20 protein-coding genes are annotated in these 24,067 nt (G+C 70.7%); 8 read left to right on the forward strand and 12 right to left on the reverse strand.

The genetic code is table 11. The annotated features are described in order from the left end of the window. Positions 1–131: 131 nt before the first annotated feature. From Q8A52_RS40730 to Q8A52_RS40740, 3 genes are all read left to right on the forward strand, one after another. On the forward strand, positions 132–953 hold the full coding sequence (locus Q8A52_RS40730; RefSeq protein WP_316761583.1) for a helix-turn-helix domain-containing protein: 822 nt from the start codon (positions 132–134) through the stop codon (positions 951–953). After that, complete coding sequence (locus tag Q8A52_RS40735; protein WP_316761587.1) at positions 950–1,132, forward strand: DUF397 domain-containing protein; 183 nt, start codon at positions 950–952, stop codon at positions 1,130–1,132. Before Q8A52_RS40730 ends, Q8A52_RS40735 begins: the two co-directional genes overlap by 4 nt. A gap of 515 nt (positions 1,133–1,647) precedes the next feature. After that, entirely contained in the window at positions 1,648–2,430 is a 783-nt protein-coding gene (locus Q8A52_RS40740; protein WP_316761590.1) for a S1 family peptidase, read from the forward strand. Positions 2,431–2,582: 152 nt separating this feature from the next. Here Q8A52_RS40740 and Q8A52_RS40745 read toward each other — a convergent pair whose 3' ends face one another. Beyond that, the gene (locus tag Q8A52_RS40745; RefSeq protein ID WP_316761593.1) at positions 2,583–3,650 is read right to left on the reverse strand and encodes an FUSC family protein; all 1,068 of its coding nucleotides are present in this window, start codon (positions 3,648–3,650) and stop codon (positions 2,583–2,585) included. A 62-nt stretch (positions 3,651–3,712) separates the two neighbouring features. Here Q8A52_RS40745 and Q8A52_RS40750 point away from each other — a divergent pair, with 62 nt between their 5' ends. Then, positions 3,713–4,150: a MarR family winged helix-turn-helix transcriptional regulator gene (locus Q8A52_RS40750; protein ID WP_316761596.1), complete on the forward strand. Its 438-nt coding sequence runs from the start codon at positions 3,713–3,715 to the stop codon at positions 4,148–4,150. Positions 4,151–4,176: 26 nt separating this feature from the next. Here Q8A52_RS40750 and Q8A52_RS40755 read toward each other — a convergent pair whose 3' ends face one another. After that, positions 4,177–5,538 (reverse strand): hypothetical protein, encoded by a 1,362-nt coding sequence (locus Q8A52_RS40755; RefSeq protein ID WP_316761598.1) that lies wholly within the window; start codon positions 5,536–5,538, stop codon positions 4,177–4,179. An 85-nt stretch (positions 5,539–5,623) separates the two neighbouring features. Then, the gene (locus tag Q8A52_RS40760; protein WP_316761601.1) at positions 5,624–8,638 is read right to left on the reverse strand and encodes a glycoside hydrolase family 3 protein; all 3,015 of its coding nucleotides are present in this window, start codon (positions 8,636–8,638) and stop codon (positions 5,624–5,626) included. Between the two features lie 158 nt (positions 8,639–8,796). Here Q8A52_RS40760 and Q8A52_RS40765 point away from each other — a divergent pair, with 158 nt between their 5' ends. Further along, complete coding sequence (locus tag Q8A52_RS40765) at positions 8,797–10,662, forward strand: ricin-type beta-trefoil lectin domain protein (RefSeq protein ID WP_316761604.1); 1,866 nt, start codon at positions 8,797–8,799, stop codon at positions 10,660–10,662. Between the two features lie 35 nt (positions 10,663–10,697). Next, positions 10,698–11,228: a hypothetical protein gene (locus Q8A52_RS40770; RefSeq protein WP_316761607.1), complete on the forward strand. Its 531-nt coding sequence runs from the start codon at positions 10,698–10,700 to the stop codon at positions 11,226–11,228. Positions 11,229–11,235: 7 nt separating this feature from the next. On the opposite strand, the gene cimA is transcribed toward Q8A52_RS40770, so the two are convergent. The 5 genes from cimA to ureA all read right to left on the reverse strand — a co-directional run bounded on the left by cimA (position 11,236) and on the right by ureA (position 17,224). Then, positions 11,236–12,840 (reverse strand): citramalate synthase, encoded by a 1,605-nt coding sequence (cimA, locus tag Q8A52_RS40775; protein ID WP_316761608.1) that lies wholly within the window; start codon positions 12,838–12,840, stop codon positions 11,236–11,238. A gap of 343 nt (positions 12,841–13,183) precedes the next feature. Further along, complete coding sequence (locus Q8A52_RS40780) at positions 13,184–13,795, reverse strand: TetR/AcrR family transcriptional regulator (protein ID WP_316761611.1); 612 nt, start codon at positions 13,793–13,795, stop codon at positions 13,184–13,186. Between the two features lie 17 nt (positions 13,796–13,812). Then, positions 13,813–14,853 (reverse strand): agmatine deiminase family protein, encoded by a 1,041-nt coding sequence (locus tag Q8A52_RS40785; protein WP_316761613.1) that lies wholly within the window; start codon positions 14,851–14,853, stop codon positions 13,813–13,815. An 11-nt stretch (positions 14,854–14,864) separates the two neighbouring features. Further along, entirely contained in the window at positions 14,865–16,547 is a 1,683-nt protein-coding gene (locus tag Q8A52_RS40790; protein ID WP_408649341.1) for an urease subunit alpha, read from the reverse strand. After that, the gene (gene ureA / locus Q8A52_RS40795; RefSeq protein WP_316761615.1) at positions 16,544–17,224 is read right to left on the reverse strand and encodes an urease subunit gamma; all 681 of its coding nucleotides are present in this window, start codon (positions 17,222–17,224) and stop codon (positions 16,544–16,546) included. The genes Q8A52_RS40790 and ureA overlap by 4 nt, the downstream gene beginning before the upstream one ends. A 184-nt stretch (positions 17,225–17,408) precedes the next feature. Between ureA and Q8A52_RS40800 the strand changes: the two genes are divergently transcribed. Then, positions 17,409–18,842: a cytosine permease gene (locus Q8A52_RS40800; protein WP_316761617.1), complete on the forward strand. Its 1,434-nt coding sequence runs from the start codon at positions 17,409–17,411 to the stop codon at positions 18,840–18,842. Here the strand turns inward: Q8A52_RS40800 and Q8A52_RS40805 are convergent. The 3 genes from Q8A52_RS40805 to Q8A52_RS40815 form a co-directional block, all read right to left on the reverse strand. Continuing rightward, the gene (locus Q8A52_RS40805; protein WP_316761619.1) at positions 18,772–19,359 is read right to left on the reverse strand and encodes a hypothetical protein; all 588 of its coding nucleotides are present in this window, start codon (positions 19,357–19,359) and stop codon (positions 18,772–18,774) included. The two genes, Q8A52_RS40800 and Q8A52_RS40805, sit on opposite strands and share 71 nt — an antisense overlap. A gap of 196 nt (positions 19,360–19,555) precedes the next feature. Next, the gene (locus Q8A52_RS40810; protein WP_316761621.1) at positions 19,556–20,644 is read right to left on the reverse strand and encodes a branched-chain amino acid aminotransferase; all 1,089 of its coding nucleotides are present in this window, start codon (positions 20,642–20,644) and stop codon (positions 19,556–19,558) included. 249 nt (positions 20,645–20,893) lie between these two features. Then, positions 20,894–21,937: a 3-isopropylmalate dehydrogenase gene (locus tag Q8A52_RS40815; protein WP_316761624.1), complete on the reverse strand. Its 1,044-nt coding sequence runs from the start codon at positions 21,935–21,937 to the stop codon at positions 20,894–20,896. Positions 21,938–22,080: 143 nt separating this feature from the next. Here Q8A52_RS40815 and Q8A52_RS40820 point away from each other — a divergent pair, with 143 nt between their 5' ends. After that, the gene (locus Q8A52_RS40820) at positions 22,081–23,643 is read left to right on the forward strand and encodes a purple acid phosphatase family protein (RefSeq protein ID WP_316761628.1); all 1,563 of its coding nucleotides are present in this window, start codon (positions 22,081–22,083) and stop codon (positions 23,641–23,643) included. A gap of 100 nt (positions 23,644–23,743) precedes the next feature. Here the strand turns inward: Q8A52_RS40820 and Q8A52_RS40825 are convergent, their stop codons facing one another. Then, complete coding sequence (locus Q8A52_RS40825; RefSeq protein ID WP_107481103.1) at positions 23,744–23,875, reverse strand: hypothetical protein; 132 nt, start codon at positions 23,873–23,875, stop codon at positions 23,744–23,746. Positions 23,876–24,067 lie beyond the last annotated feature (192 nt).

Below are 24,067 nucleotides of genomic sequence, written 5' to 3' on the forward strand. Positions count from 1 at the left end.
GGGACTCCGGGCGGCCAAGTCCTTTGAGCCTTGCCAACGGCGCCCGCATGACAGCCATACCCAGAGCCCCTGGGCCTTCCGATCTTACGAATGACCAGATCAGACCCACGCCTAGAAAGGTAGGACCACGCATGCACGTGGCGAGGAAGCCCAAGAAGGTCGGTTCGTGGCAGGCGGTCGGCGCGCTCGTGGCGCACTTCCGGAAGCGGGCCCACCATACGCAGGAGCAGTTTGCGGAGTTGGCGAGCGTGCACGTCGACACGGTGGGGTCGATCGAGCAGGGGCGGCTTGCGCTGCAGCCGGATCGAGCCGATCAGTTCGATGAACTGCTGGGTACGGGCGGCGCATTGGCCGTGCTGGTGGCGAAGATGCCGGTGCGGGAGCGGATGCCGCAGTTCGCCCAGGGGCTCGTCGATATTGAGCAGGAGGCCGTGAGCGTCCTCTCGTACGAGACGCAGATGGTCCCTGGCCTCCTCCAGACCCAGGACTACTGCCGCGCGTCCTTCGACTGCCGCTTCCCCCGGTTCGAGGACGAGACGGCCGAACAGTGGGTGGCTTCTCGCATGGAACGGCAGCAGATCTGGCAGCGCAAGCAACCGCCGTTCGGCCATTTCATCCTGGAGGAAGGCATTTTGCGGACAGCTCTCGGTGGACCTCAGATCATGCGCGAGCAGATTCGCAAGCTGCGCGAGTTCGGCGACCGTGCCCACGTGGGGCTTCAGATCATGCCCTTGGGTCGCGTGCCGCACGCCGGCCTGGCAGGACCAATGTTGCTGTTGGAGACGCCTGACCACGAGCAATTGGTCTACCTGGAGGTGCAGCGCGCCAGCTTCTTGGCCGATGACCCAGGTGAGGTGAGCGTCTATCAGCTGAAGTATGGAATGCTGCGGTCACAGGCCCTCTCTCCGGACGAGAGTGCGTGCCTCCTGGACAGACTGCTAGGAGACCTATGAGCACCGCACTTGAGTGGTTCAAGTCCAGCCACAGCAGCAACGAGGGCGGCAACTGCGTCGAGGTCGCCACCACCCCCGCCTCCATCCACATCCGCGACTCCAAGACCCCCGACAGCCGCATCCTCACCGTCTCCCCCTCCACCTGGAGTGAGTTCCTTGACCGCGTCACCCGCGACTGAGCAGATCGACTGGGTCTACGTCCTGTCGTTCGAGAACATGCCGGGGCGTCCTCACGGCATCACCGCCCTCTGCGCTTGACTGCGTGAACGCGGCATCGACTGGATGCCGTTCGCGATGGAAGAGATCCGGTGCGATCTTTGGTGCAGCCGTGAGATCAATGGGCACCGGAACGGGTGGACCGGCCTTTCCGTAGATGCCCGTGCCCTCTGGCGGCTCGGGCTGCACCCCGGTCAGCCGAGCTCCGTCGTCGTCAACGGACCCTCCCCGCCTACCTGGTGGCATGCCGCCGGCGAGCGTTACGCCCTCCGACCGAAGCCGGTCGTCAAGCGCCACGCGTCCTGAACAAGCGGAGCCACCCGTGCCACGTGGCTGGATCGCGGCACTTGTGTGTGGGGTCACAGCGTTCTCATAATCCAGCAACAGGATTTGACCAGCCCATGCCAAAGAAGGATCGCTTCTTTGCGCAAGGGTGGCATGGGCACGTCAGCCTTCACCCCCCACGGAAGGCATCACGTTGAAGAGACTCCTCACGGCACTCAAGAGATGCGCGGTCGTCGGCGCCGCCGCCCTCGCGATCGCCAGTCTTCAGCCCGTCTCGGCCGCGCAGGCCGCACCGCAGCCCGTCGTCGGTGGAACCCGAGCCGCACAGGGCGAGTTCCCGTTCATGGTCCGGCTCTCCATGGGCTGTGGCGGCGCGCTCTACACACAGCAGATCGTGCTCACCGCCGCGCACTGCGTGGGCGCGAGCGGCAACAACACCAGCATCACCGCCACCGCCGGTGTCGTGGACCTCCAGTCCACCAGCGGCCGGGTCCGGGTGAAGTCCACCAAGGTCTACCGGGCTCCCGGCTACAACGGCGACGGCAAGGACTGGGCGCTCATCAAGCTCGCCGCTCCCATCAACCTGCCGACACTGAAGATCGCCACGTCCGCGGAGAACAACACCGGCACCTTCACCATCGCCGGATGGGGCGCCGCCACCGAGGGCGGCGGCCAGCAGCGCTATCTGCTCAAGGCCACCGTGCCGTTCGTGAGTGACGCCACCTGTCGTTCGTACAGGGGCTACAGCGGCCTCATCGACAACGAGGAGATCTGCGCCGGTTACGCGGCGGGCGGCGTCGACACCTGCCAGGGCGACTCCGGCGGCCCCATGTTCCGCAGGGACGGCGCGGGCGAGTGGATCCAGGTCGGCATCGTCAGCTGGGGCATGGGCTGCGCGCGGCCCAACGCCCCCGGCGTCTACACCGAGGTCTCCACCTTCGCCTCGGCCATCGCCTCCGCCGCGTCCACGCTCTGACGCACACCGAACCCAGTACGACGTACGGCCCCCACGGGTCCGGTGCCGCGCAGGCGCCGGGCCCGTGTCCGTACACGCGGTCGGGCGGATCGGTCGGAATCTGCCGCGGGTCCTGTCCGAGCCGGGGCTGCGGGACCGCACTCGGGCGGTGCTCATGGCGTACGAGTCGGGACTGGTCGTGCCGCGCTCGTCGTAGGGCGTTTCGGGACCGGCAGCAGCCACCACGCCGCGGCGACGGACAGGGCGGCGCCCACGGCGATCGCGGCCAGGCGGGTGGGGAGCAGGGTGCTCGCGTCCTGACCGAAGTAGCCAAGGAGCAGGGACAGGGCGGTGGTCATGCCGGCTGCCCAGTAGGCGTAGTTGAGGGGCCGCAGCCACAGGGCCACGGCCAGGACGGTGAACATGACGGCCACCGCGGTGTGCCCGGTGATCCCCGTCGCCGCCACGCCGGTGGCCAGCAGCGTGCCCGCGCAGGCTCCGGCGAAGCGCTCGACTCCCTTGCGCAGTACGTCGGTTCGGCCATGGTTGCCGCTCCCGACGACGTACGCGGTGAGCACCGCCCACGGCCAGTGGTGGTCGAAGAGGAGCCTGCCGAGGGCGAAGGCGGCCGCGACGGCCACCGCCATCTGCACGGCCATACGGGTGCTGGGGCGGGGGCGGAGCCGGGACGGTCGCCGTGGGGAGGGAACGGTTGCGGCTTCGGCGGGCCATGGGCCGTACCGGTCGGCGAGCGCCTGCACCAGCCAGACGCAGCCGCAGGCCAGCACCCCGATCAGCGCCGACCAGGCCCAGCTCACCAGCGCGTCCTGCGCCTCGGACGGCAGTGCGGGGCCGGGGACGACCAGGAGCGCGACGAACGGCAGGGTCGTGAGCGTGCCCGCCCTGGTGGCGGCGGGGCCGTAGCGGCGGATCCAGATGGGCAGCGAGATGCCGGCGGTGAAGACGGCGGCGCCCACCGCGTAGTGCGCGGCGATCAGATGGCCGACCAGCGCGCAGACCGCGGCGACCGCGGGGAGCAGGACGAGGGCGGTGAGCCGTTCACGGGTGTCGGCCGTCCGCCCGCTTCTGGCGAGCGTGAGGGTCAGGGCGACCGCGAGGACGACGGAGTCCGTGTGCAGTCCGGCGGCGCCCTCCAGGCGGAGGGCGGCAGCCCAGCAGAGCAGCACAGCCGTCATCGTCAGCGCCGATTCGTACGCATTGCGTATTGGTTTGGCGGTCACTCGGGCGATGCTACGGGGGGATTCCCCGCGCAGACAGTAAGGGATGGCGTACGATTTTGGTCATGGATGACCTCTCCGAAGCCGCCCGCGTCCGACGCGGCGTCGTACGGCTGAACCGTCGGCTGCGTCAGGAGCGCGGGGACGGGAGTCTCAGCCCCAATCAGCTCGCCGTCCTCGGGCATCTGCACCGGCACGGCTCCGCCGCCCCCGGAGAGATCGCGGCGGCCGAGCGGCAGCGGCCGCAATCGCTCACCCGGGTCTTCGCGGAACTGGAGACGGAGGGGCTGATCGCGCGGGAGCCGGGCACGGAAGACCGGCGCCGGTCGGTGCTGACGCTCACGGCTCACGGGCGGCGGGCACTGGAGCGGGACATGGCCGACCGCGACGCCTGGCTGGCCACCGCGCTGGCGTCCCTCGGCGAGACCGAGCGGGGCGTGCTGGCGCTGGCGGGCGCGCTGCTGGAGCGGCTGGCCGACCTCCCCGGACCGGAGGAGGCCTGAGCGGCCGGACCGGTGAGGGCCTCGGTTCAGAAACTTCCGCCGAAGTCCCCGCCGCCCCCGCCGAAGTCGCCGCCACCGCCGAAGTCCCCGCCCCCGCCGTCCCCGAACCCGCCCCCGAAGTCACTGGGGTCGAAGTCCGCGCCGGAGACGTCGCCGCCCTCGTAGCCCCCGCCGAAGTCGCCGTACCCGGCGCCGTAGTCGGCCGCGTAGGACGGAGTGGCCATGGCACTGCCGAGCAGGGTGCCGACGAGCAGTCCCGGCAGGATGCCGCCGCCGAAATAGCCGCCCGCCCAGGGGCCGTAGGCCGGGCCCGCCTCCCAGTAGGGGCGGCGGCCGTAGTCGGTGTCGACCTCGCGGACGACCGGGTCGCGGCCGTCGGCCAGCCGTGTCCGGTCTGCCGCGCAGACCGGCACCTCGCGCGAGGAACCTCCGGGAGGCGTCCAGATCGCGTCGGCGACCGAGGGGCCGTGGCGCGGGTCGAAGAAGCACGGCGGACGGCGCTCGGGCAGTGAACGGCCCTCGCGGCGGGCGGCCAGCTGGGCGAGGGAGAACCGGCCGTCCTCCAGGGCCTGGGTGACGGCCCGGACGTCCTCCGGTCTGCGGGCCTCCGCCATGGACTGCTTCGCCTGTTCATAGGCGTCCAGCGCGCGCTCGTAGTCCGCTCGCATCGCGTCGTCGGCACCCGCCTCCGCCGGGTGGAAGTCCAGCCGGTCCAGCTCCTCGCCGAAGGCGGTGATGTCCTCGTCGACCACCACACGCAGCCGCTCCAGGGCGGCCCGCTGCTCCTCCTCGTGGCGCCTGCGGCCGCGCCGGACCAGTGCGTACGCGCCCGCGCCGACCGCCACCACCACGACACCGGCCGTGATCAGCGCCGTGCCGGAAACGCCGTGGCCGCGGGAGTAGCCCCAGGACGCGGGGGCCTTGCCGCCCATGTTGGCCAGGGCGCGGTCGGTGAAGTCGGTCAGCTGGGTCTTGGCGGACTCACCCTGGACGCTGGTGACCAGGTTCCGCACGGCCGTTCGCGGCAGGACCGAGGAGTCGGCACGGGCGTCGAAGCCGTTGCCGAGGCGGATGGCGTAGAGGCCGGTGATGCCGGTGGCGGTCCGCAGGTCGGTGAAGAGGCTCCGGGTGGGGTAGCCGGCCGGCAGGACCGCGATGAACAGCGGCTTGCCGGCGTCACTGATTTGCTTGTCGAGCGCATGCACGTCCGCCGCCGACAGCTGCCCGGAGGCCGCCGGGTCGACGTACACGGGGTTCTTGCGGAGGGCCTCGGCGATCGTCGAGACATTGGTGGCCGCCGAGGCGCCCGGCGCGAGCACGGTGAGAAGGGCGAGCGCCAGGGCCAGCAGCAGTCCGGCGGGGCTTCGGGTCCGTACGACGGCCTTCATGACTCGAAGCTACCCGAACCCACCAAAAATGGTCAGATATGCAGCTGGGAGGCGCCCACCGTCAGGTGCGCCTCCCAGCTGCCGCTCAGGCCGCCCGATAGGCCTCGGTCAGCTCCCGCACCGCCTCTCCGTAGCGTCCGGCCAGCAGCAGATGGTCCGCTTCGGCGAACGGTTTCGCCATCGCCGCGGTGATCCGCTGCCCCACCTTGTTCTGCACGATCAGCCGCGCCTTGGCCACCAGCGCGCGCCCCGTTCCGTCCGCGCCAGCCTTCTCGGCCACCGTGGCCGCGGCCCCGAGCGCCCGCAGCGCCTCCGCGCCGCCCTGCGGGACCCCGGTCAGGGTGGTGAGCCCCCAGCCGTAGGGGAACTGCGGGTCGTACGACGAGTCGCCGACGTTGATCGGCAGCTGGGCCTCGGACCTGGGCCAGGTCACCGGGAGCCGGCCGGTGAAGGGCCGCCTGCCGTACAGCACGTCGGCCACACCGTCGCCCTCTGTGCCCGGCAGCCAGGACGCGACCAGCGCGTCGATCTCGCCGAGCCGGTCGCCGATCAGCTGCGGCCGCCCGGAGACGATCAGCACGGCGCACTTCATGGCCGCGCACACCGTGTCCACGGCGGCCTTGTCGGCGGCGGACAGCTCCAGGTCGTGTCCGTTGCCGACGTCTCCCACGCCCTCGGCGTACGGGGTCTCGCCGACGACGACCACACCGACGTCGTAGCCGGACGTGGGGGCCGAGGCGTCCTTGGAGTAGGTGACGGACCCGCCGGCGTTGCGCAGGCCCTGCAGGACGGTCGTGCCCTTGATGATGTTCCCGGAGGAGCCCTGCCAGGTGATCGTCCAGCCGCCGGCCTGGTTGCCGATGTCGTCGGCGTTGGAACCGGCGACGTAGACCTTCTGCGACTTCTTCAGGGGCAGCACGCCGCCGTCGTTCTTCAGGAGCACCTGGGACTCGGCGGCGGCCTGGCGGGCGACCGCCCGGTGCTCGGGCGAGCCGATCCGCGCGGCGCCGCTGGTGTCGGCGTACGGGTGCTCGAAGAGGCCGAGGCGGAACTTCTGGGTGAGGATGCGGGACACGGCGTCGTCCATCCGCTTCTCGCTGATCCGGCCGGCCGTCACCTCATCCACGAGCGTCCGGCTGAAGTCCTTGTAGGAGTACGGCACCATCATCATGTCGACGCCCGCGTCGACCGCCGTGCGGACGTGGGACCCGTAGTCGCCGGGGAGCTGGTCGATGGCGTTCCAGTCGCTGATGACGAAGCCGTCGAAGCCCATCCGGCCCTTGAGTACACCGTTGATCATGTCGGCGCGGGCGTGCATCTTCACCGGGCCCTGCCCGTCGCCGAGGATGTCGAGCGAGGAGTAGGAGGGCATGACCGTGCCGATGCCCCGGTCGACGGCGGTCCGGTACGGCGCCAGGTGGACGGCCTCCAGCTGCTGCCGGGTGACCTTGGTGACGCCCTGGTCGATCTTGTACGACCCCGTGGTCGACGAGCCGTACTCGGTGCCGCCGTCGCCGGCGAAGTGCTTGGCGGTGGCGAGGACCTTGTCGTTCCGGCTCAGGTCCTTGCTGTTCGCGCGCCCTTGGAGACCCTGGATGATGGTCTCCATGGACTCGACCAGCGCCGGGTCCTCGCCGAAGGACTCGTAGGAGCGGCCCCAGCGTTCGTCGCGGGTGACGCAGAGGCAGGGGGCGAAGTCCCAGGGGATGCCGGTGGCGCGCACCTCGGCGGCCGTCACCGCGCCCGCCTTCTGGGCGAGTCGGGGATCCCGAGTCGCGCCGATGCCGATGTTGTGCGGCATGATCGTGGCGCCGGCCAGGTTGTTGTGGCCGTGGACCGCGTCGACGCCGTAGATCAGCGGGATCTGGAAGCGGGTCGCCTGCGCCCGGAGCTGGAAGCCGTCGATCATCTCCGCCCAGGCCTCGGGGGTGTTGGGCGTGGGGGTCGAGCCACCGCCGGAGAGCAGGGAGCCGAGATCGTACGTCGTGATGTCACCGCCGTTCGCCACGGCACCGCGCTCGGCCTGGGTCATCTGGCCGGCCTTCTCCACCGGGGACATGCGGGAGAGGAGATCGGCGACCCGCTTCTTCACCGGCAACTTGGCGTCCAGATACGGCAGTCCGTGCGCATTGACGACGACCTGCGGGGACTCGGCGGGCGGCTTGGCGCCGGTCACCGTGAGCTTGAGCGGGATCGCCTCGGCGGACTCGGCCGCCTTGTCCTCGAGGGTGGGGACCCGGATGGTCTGCGCGGTGCCGGAGGCCGTGCCCGCCGGGAAGGTGAGCGTGCCGGAGACCGGGGTGTAGTCCCTGCCGGGGTCGGCGCTTCCGGTCGATGCCGTCTCGTACGCGACGGTCACGGGTTCGTCGAGGGGGGCGGAGCCGGTGGTGGCGACGGTGACCTCGACGGTGGCCGTGTCGCCTTCGCGGACCGGGTAGACGGCGGAGTCGGTGGTGACGGAGGCGCGCAGGGACTGGTCGGCCCTCCCGTACAACTCGACGTCGTCCATGGCGAATCGGTCGTGCACGCCGACCGGGAGCGTGAGGGCGTACCCCCACATCCGCGTCAGTCCGAGGACGTGGTCGATGCCGCCGACGGGCTGGTAGTCCGTGCGGTAGACGAAGTCGGTGAAGCGGATCTCGATCTGCTTCCAGCCGGTGAAGTCGTCGGTGAAGGAGGTGGTCCAGAGCTCCGAGGCCTCGCCGTTGACACCGCCGTCCTTGATCTCGAAGGCGATCTTCTTCCCGTTGTTCCGGCCGTCCCACCAGAAGCGGATGCCCTTGTGGGCGGACCAGTCGTGGGCGGGCTGGTTCGCGGCGAAGTCGTGGGTGAAGCCGCCGTAGCCGCTGATGTCGTACGTGCCGGAGAGGACCTTGGTGCCCTCGGGGGCGTCGGTGCGGTCGGCGAGGGAGAGGGCGGGCGGGTCGTCGCTGTCGCTGCCCCAGGTGAAGATGCCCTCGGCGGGCTGGGAGGCGAAGGGGACCTCGCCCTCGAAGCGGTCGACGGGGACGGGCGGGGGATCGTCGGCCGCGTGGGCCGACGCGAGCGGTAGAAGCGCGGTCAGCAGACCCGCGGAGGCGAGCAGGGCGGTTCTTCGCATGGACCTTCCCTCGGCTCTCGTGGTTCACTCATGACTTAGCTCACGTCATGAGTTAACTAGCGCCCCGGAAACCCGTCAAGACGCCACGTCAGCGCGGATTCGGGTCCAAATCCCCTCTGCAACAGGCTTGTTGTCCCCCACGAGAAGGGTTGCGCAGCATGAGAAGAACCCCTCCCGCGGTCCGGCTCCTGCTGGCCGGACTGCTCACGGCGGCGGGCTTCACCGCGGCCGTGCCCCCCGCGCACGCGGCCGGCGAGCAGGTCACCGCCTGGCTGACCACCACCGACGACGACGCCGGCCGCCACGTGGTCCGCGGGCTCCAGGCACAGACGCCGTTCGCCTTCCAGTCCGGCGCCGGAGGCGGCGGCGAGAACATCACCGTCGACGAGAACACCCGCTACCAGACCTTCACCGGGGGCGGCGCGTCCTTCACGGACACCGCGGCCTGGCTGATGAACGGCAGCGGGGCGCTGTCGCAGTCGACCCGGGACGCGACGATGCGGAAGCTGTTCTCGCCGACGGACGGGATCGGGCTGTCGTTCCTGCGCAATCCGATGGGCGCCTCGGACCTGGCGCGGTACGGATACACCTACGACGACGTGCCGGCCGGGCAGACGGACCCCTCCCTGGCCGAGTTCTCGATCGCGCACGACCTCGCGGACGTCGTCCCGCTGACGAAGCAGGCGCTCCAGCTGAACCCGTCCCTGACCGTGATGGCCTCGCCCTGGACGGCACCGGCCTGGATGAAGGACAGCGGCTCGCTCAACGGGGGCTGGCTGAAGGCGGAGGACTACGGGGCGTACGCCTCGTACTTCGTGAAGTACCTCCAGGCGTACCGGGACCAGGGCGTCGACGTCTCGTACGTGACCCCGCAGAACGAACCGACCTGCTGTTCCGGCTACCCGTCGATGAGCTGGAACGCGAGTGGCCTGGCGTACTTCATGAAGAGCGAGCTGCTGCCGAAGCTCCAGTCGGCGGGGCTGAAGACCAAGGTGCTGGCGCACGACTGGAACTGGGACGTCTACGACTCCTACGCCGCCCAGTCGGTCGACGACCCGGCGATCCGCAACCACCCCAATTTCGGCGGGATCGCCTGGCACGGCTACGGCGGTGACGTCACCAGGCAGACGTCCGTCCACAACCAGTACCCCTCGCTGGACGCCTTCGGCACCGAGCACTCCGGCGGCACCTGGATCGCCGACCAGCAGCGCGAGGACATGCTCAACATCGTGGACTACACCCGGAACTGGGCGAAGTCGGTGACGAAGTGGTCGCTGGCGGTGGACCAGAACAAGGGCCCGCACAACGGGGGTTGCGGCACCTGCACCGGGCTGATCACCGTGCACAACGGGGACGCGCAGAGCGGGACGGTCGACTTCACGGTCGAGTACTACACGATGGGCCACCTGACGAAGTTCGTACGGCCGGGCGCGCAGCGGATCGCGTCCACGGCGTCTTCGTCCGTGCCGAACGTGGCCTGGCGCAACCCGGACGGTTCGAAGGCGCTGATCGCCTACAACGACGCGTCCGCCGCGAAGACGGTCACGATCAACTGGGGTTCGCAGCACGCGACTTACTCGCTGCCCGGGAAGACGTCGGCCACCTTCACCTGGTCCGGCACGCAGTCGGGCGGGGGTGACCGGTCCGGAGCGTTCGTCGGGCTCGCGGGCAAGTGCCTGGACGTGGCGGGCGCTTCCAGCGCCAACGGTACGGCGGTGCAGCTCTACGACTGCAACGCCACCGCGGCACAGCAGTGGACCGTGACGGCCGACGGTTCGGTCAGGGCACTCGGCAAGTGCCTCGACGTGACGTCGGGCTCGACCGCCGACGGGGCGAAGGTGCAGTTGTACGACTGCAATGGGACCGGTGCCCAACGGTGGTCGTACAACTCCTCCACCGGTGATGTCCTGAATACGGCGGCGAACAAGTGCCTCGACGTGACGGACAACTCGTCGGCGAACGGGGCACGGGCGCAGATCTGGTCGTGCACCGGAGCCACCAACCAGAAATGGCGGTTGCAGTAGGACGGGCCGTGTCCCGTCCATGAGGGGGACGGGACATGAGGCGTTCGGGTGCGTCGGTGGTCGGTGCGGTGGCGGTGCTGAGGCGGCGGACCGCCGCCGTCGTGGGGGCCGTCGCCGGGGCGCTGCTGCTCAGCGGGTGTACCGCCGTCGATCTGCCGCTCGCCGGGGTCCGGATGGGGGCGGACGCGGTGCCGTACGCGCTGATCCGGCCCTGCGGGGACGACGACTACCGGACGCCGTCGCTCGACGGGTGGGCGAAGGGTGCCGAGGACGGGCCGGTCACCACCGGGTGGGACGTGCGCAAGGAGAAGCTGAACGGGGACGCCGAGTTCCCGCTCTTCTCGCCGCCGGACGCCTGGCGGGCCCGGCACCGGGGCGCGCAGCAGCTGCTGCCGGAGCATCGCTACTCGCTGACCTTCGGCCACTACGTCGCCGGCGACTCCTACAACGGGATCGTCGACTTCACCACCGCGGAGATCGCCCGGCTGAAGCCCGGCCAGGTCTGGGCCGACGGCCGGGCGATGAGCCTCGGCGAGTTCGGGAGACTCGCCGAGGACTCCTGCTGAGGGCCGGTTACCGGGCGGGCTCCACGCCGGCCCGCAGCAGGCCGTACGTGTAGGCGTCCTCCAAGGCCTGCCAGGAGGCGGCGATGACGTTCTCCGCGACGCCCACCGTGGACCACTCGCCCGTGCCGTCGGAGGTGGAGATCAGCACCCGGGTGGTGGACTGGGTGCCGTGCACGCCCTCCAGGATGCGGACCTTGTAGTCGACGAGGTCGAGCTTGGCGAGCTGGGGGTAGATCTTCTCCAGGCCGACGCGCAGGGCCCGGTCCAGGGCGTTGACCGGGCCGTTGCCCTCCGCCGTGGCGACGATGCGCTCGCTCTTGGCCCAGAGCTTGACCGTGGCCTCGTTGGCGTGGGTGCCGTCGGGGCGGTCCTCGACGATGGCGCGCCAGGACTCGACCTCGAAGTACTTGAAGGGCTTGCCCTCGACCTCCTCGCGCAGCAGCAGCTCGAAGCTCGCGTCCGCCGCCTCGTACGTGTAGCCCTGAAGCTCGCGCTCCTTCACGCGCTCGACCACCCGGCCGACCAGTTCGCGGTCGCCGCCCAGGTCGACGCCGAGCTCCTTGCCCTTGAGCTCGACCGAGGCGCGGCCCGCCATGTCGGAGACCAGCATCCGCATGGTGTTGCCGACCTGCTCGGGGTCGATGTGCTGGTACAGGTCCGGGTCGACCTTGATCGCGGAGGCGTGCAGGCCCGCCTTGTGCGCGAAGGCGGAGACGCCCACATACGGCTGATGGGTGGAGGGAGTGAGGTTGACGACCTCGGCGATGGCGTGCGAGATGCGGGTCATCTCGCGGAGCCGGCCCTCCGGCAGGACCTTCTTGCCGTACTTCAGCTCCAGCGCCGCCACGACCGGGAAGAGGTTGGCGTTGCCGACGCGCTCGCCGTAGCCGTTCGCCGTGCACTGCACATGGGTGGCGCCCGCGTCCACCGCCGCGAGGGTGTTGGCCACCGCGCAGCCGGTGTCGTCCTGGGCGTGCATGCCGAGTCGGGCGCCGGTGTCCGCGAGGACCGTCGAGACCACGGCCTGGACCTGGGCCGGGAGCATGCCGCCGTTGGTGTCGCAGAGGATGACCACGTCGGCGCCGGCCTCCGAGGCCGCGCGGACGACCGCCTTCGCGTACTCGGGGTTGGCCCGGTAGCCGTCGAAGAAGTGCTCGCAGTCGACGAAGACGCGGCGGCCCTGCTCGCGCAGGTGGGAGACGGTGTCCCGGACCATCTCCAGGTTCTCGTCGAGCGTGGTGCGCAGCGCCAGTTCGACATGACGGTCGTGCGACTTGGCGACCAGGGTGATCACCGGGGCGCCGGACTCCAGCAGCGCCTTGACCTGCGGGTCGTCCGCAGCCTTCGCGCCCGCCCGGCGGGTGGCGCCGAAGGCGACCAGCTGGGCGTTCTTGAAGTGGATCTCCTGCTGGGCGCGGGCGAAGAACTCGGTGTCCCGCGGGTTGGCCCCGGGCCAGCCGCCCTCGATGAAGCCCACGCCGAAGTCGTCCAGGTGCCGTGCGATGGCGAGCTTGTCCGCGACGGTGAGGTTGATGCCCTCGCGCTGCGCGCCGTCGCGCAGCGTGGTGTCGAAGACGTGGAACGAATCGTCGAGCTCGCTGGTTGCGGTCATGGTCTCAAGGCTCCTGTGTTGAATCTCGGTCTTACCGGAATGACCGGCTCCACCGTCCCTCCATACTCCCTCGCGCTCCGCCCCCGGCTGAAGGTGGGCCAGGAAAACGAAAAAACCCCTCGCGGGTGCGAGAGGTCTGCGCGCGGGTCCAGGACGACGGTGGCCACCCGTACCTGGTCGTACGTGGTGGTCACTGCGGACCGGCGCGCCTGCTGCCAATAATCATGGCGAACGTGAGCACGGGGGCAGTCTGGCACAGCCCCGCCCCCGGCTCACCGGTTGTCTCAGGATGCGGTACGTACGAAGCGTCCCGCTCGTCTTTCATGTCCTGTTACGGGCGGCGTCAGGCGCCGGGGGCCAGGAGGGCGTCGGCGATGAACTCGCGCACATGCGTCATGATCTGCTCCCGGTCCGTGCCGCGCAGCCCGACCGCGACATGGATGGAGAAGCCGTCGAGCAGGGCGCGCAGCCGGGCGGCGAAGCGGTCGGCGTCGACGGGACGGAACTCGCCGCGCGAGATGCCCTCCGCGAGCAGGGCGACCAGGTCGCGGTGCCAGGCGCCCTCGATGGCGGCCTGGCGGTCGCGGGCGTCGTCGGCGGCGTTCTGCGAGCGGTTCCAGACCTCCAGCCACAGGGTCCAGTGCGGATCGCGGTGGCCGTCGGGGATGTACAGGTCCACATAGGCGTCCAGGCGCTCTGGGGCCGGGGCCCCGCGCATGAGCAGCCGGCCGCGCTCGGCGCCCAGTCTGCCCTCGCTCCACTCCAGGGCCTGGAGCAGGAGTTCGTCCTTGGAGCGGAAGTAGTACAGGAGATGGCCGCTGCTCATGCCGACCGCACGGCCCAGCGCCGCCATGGTGAGCTTCTCCAGACCGCGCTCGGCGATCATGTCCATGGCGGCGGCGAGGACCTCCTCGCGCGGCGGCGCGTTCTTGCGCGCACGGGCCGCACCGGCCATCTGCTGCTCCTGTGATGTCAGACCTTCGGCTGCTGCTGGGTGATGCAGTGGATGCCACCGCCACCGGAGAAGATCGTACGGGCGTCCACCAGTGTCACCGTCCGCTCCGGGAAGAGACGGCGGAAGATCCCGGCCGCGAGCTCGTCGCGCGGGTCGTCGAAGGCACACAGCACGACGCCGCCGTTGCAGAGGTAGTGGTTGATGTAGGAGTAGTCGGCCCAGTGGCCGTCGGCCTCCAGGACGGTCGGGGCGGCCACCTCGACGACTTCCAGCCGGCGGCCGCGCGCGTCCGTCTGGGCGCGCAGGATGCCGATCGCCTCCTTCGTCACCTCGTGGTCGGGGTGCGCCGGGTCCGGCTGGTGGTGGGCGACCACGACGCCCGGGCGGGCGAACGCGGCGACGATGTCGACATGGCCGAGGGTGCCGAAGCCGTGCGGGGGGTAGTCGCCGGTGAGGCCGCGGGGCAGCCAGATCGCCTTGCGGGTGCCGAGGTGGGCGTGGATCTCGGCCTCGACCTCCTCGCGCGACCAGCCCGGGTTGCGCTCGGGGCCGAGCTGGACCGTCTCCGTCAGCAGCACCGTCCCCTCGCCGTCGACATGGATCGCGCCGCCCTCGTTGATCAGCCTGGAGGCGTACGTCCGCGCCCCCGCGAGGTCGGAGACGAACGAGGCGATCTTCTCGTCGTGCTCCCAGCGGGCCCAGCTCTGGGCGCCCCAGCCGTTGAACGTCCAGTTAACGGCGGCGAGTTCACCGTTGTCGTTGGTCAGGAAGGTGGGACCGATGTCGCGCATCCAGGCGTCGTCGAGGTCGCGCTCGACGGTGTCGACGCCCGGCCCGAGGTGCGTCTGTGCGTCCGCCGACTGGCCGGGGCCGCACACGACCGTCACCGGCTCGAAGTGGAGGACGGCGCGGGCCACCGTCGCCCAGGCGATCCGGGAAAGGGCGAGGTCGTCCGGGTCGTCGAAGGTGGGGTTGGGGCCGGGCCACGCCATCCAGGTGCGCTCGTGCGGGGTCCACTCGGCGGGCATGCGGAAGCCGTCGGCTGCGGGGGTGGTCATGTCGCGGGTCCTTAGAGGAAGTAGAGGCGGTTGAGGGAGACCGAGTCGGCGGGTTCCGAGCTGAGCGGGTCGCCGTCGAGGGTGACCAGGCCGGTGCGCTGGTCCACGTCGACGGCTCCGGTGCGGGAGTTGAGGCGCAGATCGGCGGGGCCGATGCCCCGGGTACCGCGGACGGCGACCCTCCTTCTGCGCGTCGGCATCGAGTCGTTGCCCTGGTCGGCGGCGGCCCGGGCGACGAAGGCGACGGAGATGTCGGCGGGCGTGGCGCCGTGCGCCCCGAACTGCGGGCCCAGCACCAGGGGCTCGCAGGTGTCGGTGGCCGCGTTGGGGTCGCCGACCACGCCGTACGCCGGGAAGCCGGCCTTCAGGACGAGCTGCGGCTTGGCGCCGAAGAACTCCGGGCGCCACAGCACGATGTCGGCGAGCTTGCCCGCTTCGATCGAGCCGACCTCGTGCGCAAGGCCGTGCGCGATGGCGGGGTTGATGGTCAGCTTGGCGATGTAGCGCAGCACGCGGGCGTTGTCGTCGCCCTCGCCGTCGCCCTGCATCGGGCCCAGCTCGGCCTTCATCTTCCCGGCCATCGCGAAGGTACGGCGGACCGTCTCCCCCGCCCGGCCCATGCCCTGCGCGTCCGACGAGGTGATCCCGATCGCGCCCAGGTCGTGCAGCACGTCCTCGGCGCCCATGGTCCCGGCGCGGATGCGGTCACGGGCCATGGCGGCGTCGCCGGGCAGGTCGGTCTTCAGGTCGTGGACGGAGACGATCATGCCGTAGTGCTCGGCGACCGCGTCCCGGCCGAAGGGCAGGGTCGGGTTGGTGGAGGAGCCGATGACGTTCGGCACGCCCGCCATCTTCAGCACGTTCGGCACATGTCCGCCGCCGCAGCCCTCGATGTGGAAGGCGTGGATCGTACGGCCCTCGAGGACGCGCAGGGTGTCCTCGACGGACAGGCACTCGTTCAGTCCGTCGCTGTGCAGGGCGACCTGGACGTCGTGCTCCTCGGCGACCCGCAGCGCCGTGTCCAGGGCGCGGGTGTGGGCGCCCATGTCCTCGTGCACCTTGAAGCCGGACGCACCGCCCTCGGCGAGGGCCTCGACGAGGGGCGCGGAGTGGGACGACGAGCCGCGCCCCAGGAAGCCGATGTTGACCGGCCAGGCGTCGAAGGCGTTGAACGCGTGCCGCAGCGCCCAGGGCGAGTTGACGCCGACCCCCCACACCGGCCCGAACTCCTGCCCGATGATCGTGGTCACGCCGGAGGCCAGCGAGGCCTCCATGACGCGCGGGGACAACAGGTGGACATGCGTGTCGACGGCACCGGCGGTGGCGATCAGCCCCTCGCCGGACACGATGGACGTGCCCGTGCCGACGACGACGTCGACCCCGTCGAGGGTGTCGGGGTTCCCGGCCCGCCCGATCGCGCAGATGCGCCCCTCGCGGATGCCGATGGAGACCTTCCGGATGCCCTGCGCCGCGTCGATCACGACGACGTTGCTGATCACGACGTCACAGGTCTCGCGGACGGCGGCGGCCTTGAGGTGCAGCCCGTCCCGGGCGGTCTTGCCGAAGCCGGCCAGGAACTCGTCGCCGTACCGCTGGGCGTCGGACTCCACGCGGATGGTGAGGCCCGAGTCGCCGAGGCGGACCCGGTCGCCGGCCCGGGGGCCGTGGGTGGCGGCGTACTCGTACGGATTCACAGCTCTGCTCCCAGATATCCGCAGGCGGCGGCCCTGCGCAGGGCCTCTTCCCGGGCCCCCGGGGCGTCCAGCGGGCCGTCGGCGAGCCCGGCGAAGCCGATCGCGATCCGCTCGCCCCCGATCGGCACAAGGCCGACCTCGACGCTCTCCCCCGGCCCGAACCGCACGGACGACCCGGCGGGTACGGCGAGCCGCATCCCGTAGGCGGCGGCGCGGGCGAAGTCGAGCCGTGGGTTGGCCTCGAAGAAGTGGAAGTGCGAGGTGACGGAGACGGGCACGGTCGCGGTGTTGGTGACCGTCAGCCGTACCACCGGCTCGGGCTCGGCGTGCTCGGGCCCCGGCAGCAGCGCGCCCGGGCCGTCCTCGCCCAGCCCTCCCCCGATCGGGTCGGTGACGACCGCGAGCCGTGAGCCGTCGTCGAAGACGGCCTCGACGTGGACCTCGGTGACGACGTCGGCGACGCCCGGCAGGACGTCGGCCGGGCCGAGGACCGCGCGGGCACGCTCGATGGCCTCGGCGAGCCTGGCGCCGTCCCGGGCGGCCTCGCAGACGGTGTCCGCGATGAGCGCGGTGGCCTCCGGCACGTTCAGCCGCAGTCCGCGGGCACGGCGGGCGCGGGCCAGCTCGGCGGCTCCGAAGAGCAGCAGCCGGTCACGTTCCGTCGGGGTCAGTCTCATGACGCGGCACCTCCTTGCTTCCAGCAGATTAGAGCATCACTCTAAACCGAGGTTTCCGCAATCAGAAGCATTGACGAACGAAGCGCTGGCACGACGGACGCAGCGGAGGCATTGACGGATGCAGTCGGGCACGCCACATTGAACGTCGCTCAAACCATCTGGCGGCCGTCGAAGGAGACCAGCCATGCCGATCGAACAGCGCGGGGTCGACACCATCCCGGACGAGGAGCGGACCAGCGGTCCGCGCGACCTCGTCTCGATCCTGCTGGGGTCCAACCTCTGTCTGGGCGTGATCATCTTCGGCTGGCTGCCGCCGTCCTTCGGGCTCGGCTGGTGGGCGTCGGTGAGCGCGATCGTGGCGGGCACGGTGATCGGCACGCTGTTCACTGCCCCGCTGGCGCTGGTCTCCCTGCGCACGGCGACGAACCTCTCCACGTCCTCCGGCGCCCAGTTCGGGGTCCGCGGCCGGCTCGTGGGCTCGGTGGTCGGCCTGCTCCTGGCCCTCGGCTACACCGCGCTGACCGTGTGGATCGGCGGGGACGTGATGGTGAGCGTGCTGGGCCGTCTGTTCGGCCTGCCGGCGGGCGACGGATCGTACGCCGTCGTCTACGCGCTGCTCGCCGCGGCGACGGTCGCCGGCGCGGTCTACGGCTACCGGGTGCTGCTCGCCATGTCCCGTGCCCTCGCGATCGGCATGACGACCCTGCTGGCGCTCGGCGTGATCGCCTACGCCCCGCACTTCACCACGGCCGCGCTCCCGGAGACGGGCGGCTATCTGCTCGGCGGCTTCTGGCCGACGTGGTTCCTGGCGACGGTCGCCGCAGGCCTGTCCGGCCCCATCGCCTTCATCACCCTCCTCGGCGACTACACCCGCTACATCTCCCCCGCCCGCCACGCCTCCCGCCGGGTCCTGCACGCCACCTGGCTCGGCCTCGTCCTCGGCCTGCTGGTCCCCCAGCTGTTCGGCACCTTCACGGCGTACGCGGCACGGGCGGCGGCGGACTACGCGGGCCCTCTGGTCGCGGCCTCCCCCGCCTGGTACCTCGTCCCCCTCCTGATCTCCGCCTCCGCGGGCTCGGTCGGCAACGCGGGTCTGATGCTGTACTCCATGGGCCTCGACCTGGACGCGATCCTGCCCCGCGCCTCCCGCGCCCGGGCCACCTACACGGTCGCCGTGGTCGCCACCGTCTGTGTCTTCGCCGGGCACTACGCCTGGAACGCGCAGTCCGCGATGACGTCCTTCGTCCTGCTGCTCACCGCCATCGGCACCCCGTGGGCGGTCATCACGCTGATCGGCTTCGCCCGCTGCCGGGGCGTCTACGACCCGGACGCCCTCCAGGTCTTCAACCGCCGCTCCCGGGGCGGGATCTACTGGTACCGCTCCGGCTGGAACATCCCGGCGACGGTGTCCTGGGCGGTGGGCGCCGCGGTCGGCCTGCTCGCCGTCTCCCTGCCGTCGTACGAGGGCCCGCTGCTGTCACTGACCGGTGGAGTCGACTGCTCCTTCCTCCTGTCGGGCCTCACAGGAGGCCTGGTCTTCCTGACGCTCACGCCCCGGCAGCCGTCGGTGCGTGCGAAGGCGGCGAAGGAACCGGCGCGCGCCGGCAGCGGACTGTAGTCAGCCCGCCTCGAGCCCCGGCGGGAACCGGCCGGCCCCGAACGCGGGTTTCAGGTCCGTGAACCGGTCGCGCCCTCGCCGTAGGCCGCGAAGAACGGTCGACCAGGTCCGGGCCGCGGACGGTGCGGGCGAGGCCGGAGACCCGGGCGTGGGCGTCGCGGAAGGTGGCGTGCCCGCGCGCCCGCGGCACCCCGAAGCAGCCCTGCGGGCCGGTGTCCCGCACCCGGCGCGGCGCCTCCCGCACGACGGGCGGGCGGAGCTCCTTCGGGTACGTGAAGTGGGCCATCAGCGCGAGGATTCGGCCGCTCGCCACCACCTGCTCGAAGAGCCGCAGCAGATCGTCGGCGTCCCGGTCGGCCGTGAAGCGGTACGGCCGCAAGGCGAGCGACTTGGTGCCGATCCGCACCGAGCGGATCGTGTCGATCTCCAGCAGCGGCTCGACGTAGCGGCGCAGCGCGTCCGTGCTCGTCACCAGCGGGTCGCCCCCGGTGATCAGCGCGCCGGCGAGGCCCGCCACAGCAGCAGGCCCGCTACGGCGGTGACAGCGCCGGCACGGTGGGACTCTGCGGCCGGCGCGGGGTCCGTAACGTCCGCATCCGCCGGCGCAGTCGTGGCATGGGAGACCGTCCGCTCACGCATGCTCCCTCCCCCGTGGACGCAGGAGACACCCGCACGGGGGAGGCGATACGCGTCGAACGAATGCCGGAGTTCGATTATCCCAGCGGGTGCATCCAGCCGTGCTTGTCCTCGGCGATGCCGCGCTGGATGTCGAGGAGGGCCTGGCGGAGCCTGAGGGTGACCTTGCCGGGCTCGCCGTCGGACTGCTTCCACTCGGCGCCTGCCCGCTTGACCGTGCCGACCGGGGTGATGACGGCGGCGGTGCCGCAGGCGAAGACCTCGGTCAGGGTGCCGTTCTCGGAGTCGGTCTGCCACTGGTCGATGGAGACGCGGCCCTCCTCGGACGCGTAACCGAGGTCGCGGGCGACGGTCAGCAGGGAGTCACGGGTGACGCCCTCCAGGATGGAGCCGGTGAGGGTGGGGGTGACGATGCGGTCGCCGTACACGAAGTACAGGTTCATGCCGCCGAGTTCCTCGACCCACTTGTGCTCGACCGCGTCGAGGTAGCAGACCTGGTCGCAGCCCTGGGCGGCAGCCTCGGCCTGGGCGAGCAGGGAGGCCGCGTAGTTGCCGCCCGTCTTGGCGTCGCCCATGCCGCCGGGGACGGCGCGGACGCGGTCCTCGGACGCCCAGATGGAGACCGGCTTCACACCGCCCGGGAAGTAGGCGCCCGCCGGGGAGGCGATGACGATGAAGAGGTACTCGTTGGCGGGCTTCACACCCAGACCGACCTCGGTCGCGATCATGAACGGGCGCAGATAGAGGGACTCCTCGCCGCCGTGCGCGGGCACCCAGTTCTTGTCCTGCTGGACCAGGACGTCACAGGCCTCGATGAACGTCTCGACCGGCAGCTCGGGCATGGCCAGGCGCTTGGCGGAGCGCTGGAAGCGCTTGGCGTTCTGGTCCGGGCGGAAGGTGGCGACCGAGCCGTCGGGGCGACGGTAGGCCTTCAGGCCCTCGAAGATCTCCTGGGCGTAGTGCAGGACGTTGGTCGCCGGGTCGAGGGGGATCGGCGCGTACGGAACGAGCTGGCCGTCGTGCCAGCCCCGGCCCTCGGTCCACTTGACGGTCACCATGTGGTCCGTGAAGTGGCGGCCGAAGCCGGGGCTGGCCAGGATCGCCTCCCGCTCGGCGGCGGGGAGCGGGCGGGCGGAGGGCTTGAGCTCGATCGTGGGCGTCGTCATGGGTGCTTGTCCTTCACCGGTTGTAGTGACGGGCCGCGCTCACGCCCGCACGGCCGGTGGCCAGTGTTAGGACGTCCGAGCATTCCCTCATACCGCGGCTCCGTGTTCGATTATCGCCCGGGGGCGACGGCGGAAGGAATCGGGGTGAATGCGGCCCAGGGGTCGATGGTGGCACCCGGGCGGGGACATGGGGAAGCCGCCGGGTGCTGGAGTGACCCGGCGGCTTCGAAAGGTTTCGAGTGGCGCGGGTCAGCCGGCTACTCGTACGGAGAGGGCGTCGCCGATCTCGGACGTGCTGCGGGCGGGCAGCCGGCCGCGCTCCGCGAGGTCGGCGGAGACGGCGTCCTCGATGCGGGCGGCCTCGGTCTCGTAGCCGAGGTGGCGCAGCAGGAGGGCGACGGACAGAACCGTGGCGGAGGGGTCGGCCTTGCCCTGGCCGGCGATGTCCGGGGCCGAGCCGTGGACCGGCTCGAACATGGACGGGAACTCGCCGCTCGGGTTGATGTTGCCGGAGGCGGCGACGCCGATGCCGCCGGAGACGGCCGCGGCGAGGTCGGTGATGATGTCGCCGAAGAGGTTGTCGGTGACGATGACGTCGAACCGCTCGGGCTGGGTGACGAGGTAGATCGTCGCCGCGTCGACGTGGATGTAGTCGGTGGCGACCTCGGGGTACTCCTCGGCCACCTTGTTGAAGATGTTCGTCCACAGGTGCCCGGCGAAGGTCAGCACGTTGTTCTTGTGGACCAGCGTGAGCTTCTTGCGCGGGCGGGCCTGGGCGCGGGCGAAGGCGTCGCGGACCACGCGCTCGACACCGAAGGCCGTGTTCACGGAGACCTCGGTGGCGACCTCGTGCGGCGTGCCCTTGCGGATGGTGCCGCCGTTGCCCGTGTAGGGGCCCTCGGTGCCCTCGCGGACGACGACGAAGTCGATCTCCGGCTGGCCGGCCAGCGGCGTGGCGACGCCCGGGAGCAGCTTCGACGGACGCAGGTTGACGTGGTGGTCGAAGGCGAAGCGGAGCTTGAGCAGGAAGCCGCGCTCGAGCACGCCGGACGGGACCGACGGGTCGCCGATGGCGCCGAGCAGAATGGCGTCGTGCTGCTTCAGCGCGTCGAGGTCGGCGTCGGTGAGCGTCTCACCGGTGGCGTGGTAACGCTTGGCGCCGAAGTCGTACTCCTTGGTCTCCAGCTTCACATCCTGCGGAAGGACGGCGGAGAGGACCTTGAGGCCTTCGGCCACGACTTCCTGGCCGATGCCGTCACCGGGGATCACTGCGAGATTGATGCTGCGAGACATGTCGGCACCCTACTCCTCGTCCCATGGGATGACACAGTCTGTCCGCCATCCGGACACCCCGAAAGAGGGACGGCGTCATCCCGTTGGATGCCGTTCACCCGTATGTGTAGCGGGCGTTGGGGTTCGCTGGGAAGTTCACCTGCATGGAGACCCCCGACGTCGGCATTCCGCCACAACTGGCCCGCCGGATGAGCATGGCCGAGCAGTACGAGTACCTGCACACCCGGTTCACCCGGCGCCGCACCCTGGTGACGGCGGGCGCGGTGGCGGGCGGGCTGCTGGCCGGCTGCTCGACGGCGTCCGGCAGCACGACGGCGAACGCGGCGCCGGCCACGGCGACCTCGCGGGTCCGCGGCTCCGCGGTCCGCCCCTTCGGCCGCCACCTCGCCTTCGGTTCGGACCCGAAGACCCGGATGCGGATCTCCTGGCAGGTGCCGTTCGCGGTCCACAAGCCGTTCGTACGGGTCGGGTTGCGCCCCGACGACCTGGGCCGCCGTATCGAGGCCGAGGTACGCGCCCTGCACACACCGGGCGTGCAAGGGGTGCGGTCGGCGGTCGAGCAGTACTACGTGCACGCGGCCCTGGACGGCCTGAAGCCCGGCACCACGTACTACTACGGCGTCGGCCACGACGGCTGGGACCCGGTCTCCCCTCTTCACCGGTCGACGATCGCCTCCTTCCGTACGGCCCCCGCGACCCCGGAGCGGTTCGTGTTCACCGCCTTCGGCGACCAGGGTGTGGGCACGAGCGCGAGCGCCAACGACCATCTGCTGCTGCGCCAGAAGCCGGCCTTCCACCTGCACGCGGGCGACATCTGCTACGCGGACGTCAATGGCGCCGGCAAGGAGTCGGACGGGTACGACCCCCGCTTCTGGGACCTGTTCCTGAAGCAGACCGAGTCGGTGGCGAAGTCGGTGCCGTGGATGGTGACCACCGGCAACCACGACATGGAGGCCTGGTACTCACCGGAGGGCTACGGCGGCCAGGTGGCCCGCTTCTCCCTCCCGGACAGCGGCTTCGACCCGCGCCATGCGCCGGGCGTGTACGCGTTCACCTACGGCAACGTCGGCTTCGTGGCGCTCGACGCCAACGACGTGTCGTACGAGATCCCCGCCAACCTCGGGTTCACCCAGGGCCGGCAGACGCAGTGGCTGGACCGGAAGCTCGGTGAGCTGCGGGCGGCGAAGGGGGTCGACTTCGTGGTCGTCTTCTTCCACCACTGCGCGTACTCGACTTCCCAGCACGCCTCCGACGGCGGCGTCCGCAAGGAGTGGCTGCCGCTGTTCGCCAAGCACCAGGTGGACCTGGTGATCAACGGGCACAACCATGTGTACGAGCGGACGGACGCGATCAGGAAGGGTGAGGTCGGCAGGTCCGTACCGATCGGTGCGTCGACGGATCCCGCGCGCGACGGGATCGTGTACGTGACCGCGGGCGGCGGCGGCCGGAACCTCTACTCGTTCCCCTCGGGCGTCAAGGACAGCTACGAGGGGCACGTCACCCGGCACGACGCGGTGAAGACCTTCCACTGGACGAAGTCCCAGAACCCCGGCGCGGAGACGGTCGAGTGGTCGAGGGTGCGGTACACCGGCTTCTCCTTCCTCTCGGTGGAGGCGGAGGCGGGTACGACCCCGAGGCTGAGGGTGTCGGCGCTGGCGCAGAGCGGGGAGCGGATCGACCACTTCGAGGTGCGGCGCGGCGGATGAGGCCACGCCGCACCCCGATCGGGTGCGGCTCCCGGCTGTGGGGTGTCGCACGGGCCACGCGAGCGGACGAGTGGCACGTGTAACACGTGAGGTGAGCGGCTCAGTGGCCGGTCTCGCCGCCGTTGTCACGGCGGTCGAGGGCGCGCTGCAGCGCGTCGGCGGCGTTCTTGCGGTCGGACTCGCTCGTGCGGGACACGTGGCGGACTCGGCGGCGGACGGTCGTCTCGGCCATGAGAAATCGACTCCTTCGACAAACCTGGAGTTCGGCAGGGGGGATACGAGACGCCGGAAGGGGCGGGGAGCGGTGCCGCAGGGGTTGCCTGCACGAGGCCCGGCTCACGACCGCCATTCGCTTGATCGAGCGAGACGTTCGGCTTCTACAAAACTAAGCGAGGGACGCGCTTCTGTCTCCACAATTACTCGG

The organism is Streptomyces herbicida (assembly GCF_032656585.1).
Classification (GTDB): Bacteria; Actinomycetota; Actinomycetes; order Streptomycetales; family Streptomycetaceae; genus Streptomyces; species Streptomyces herbicida.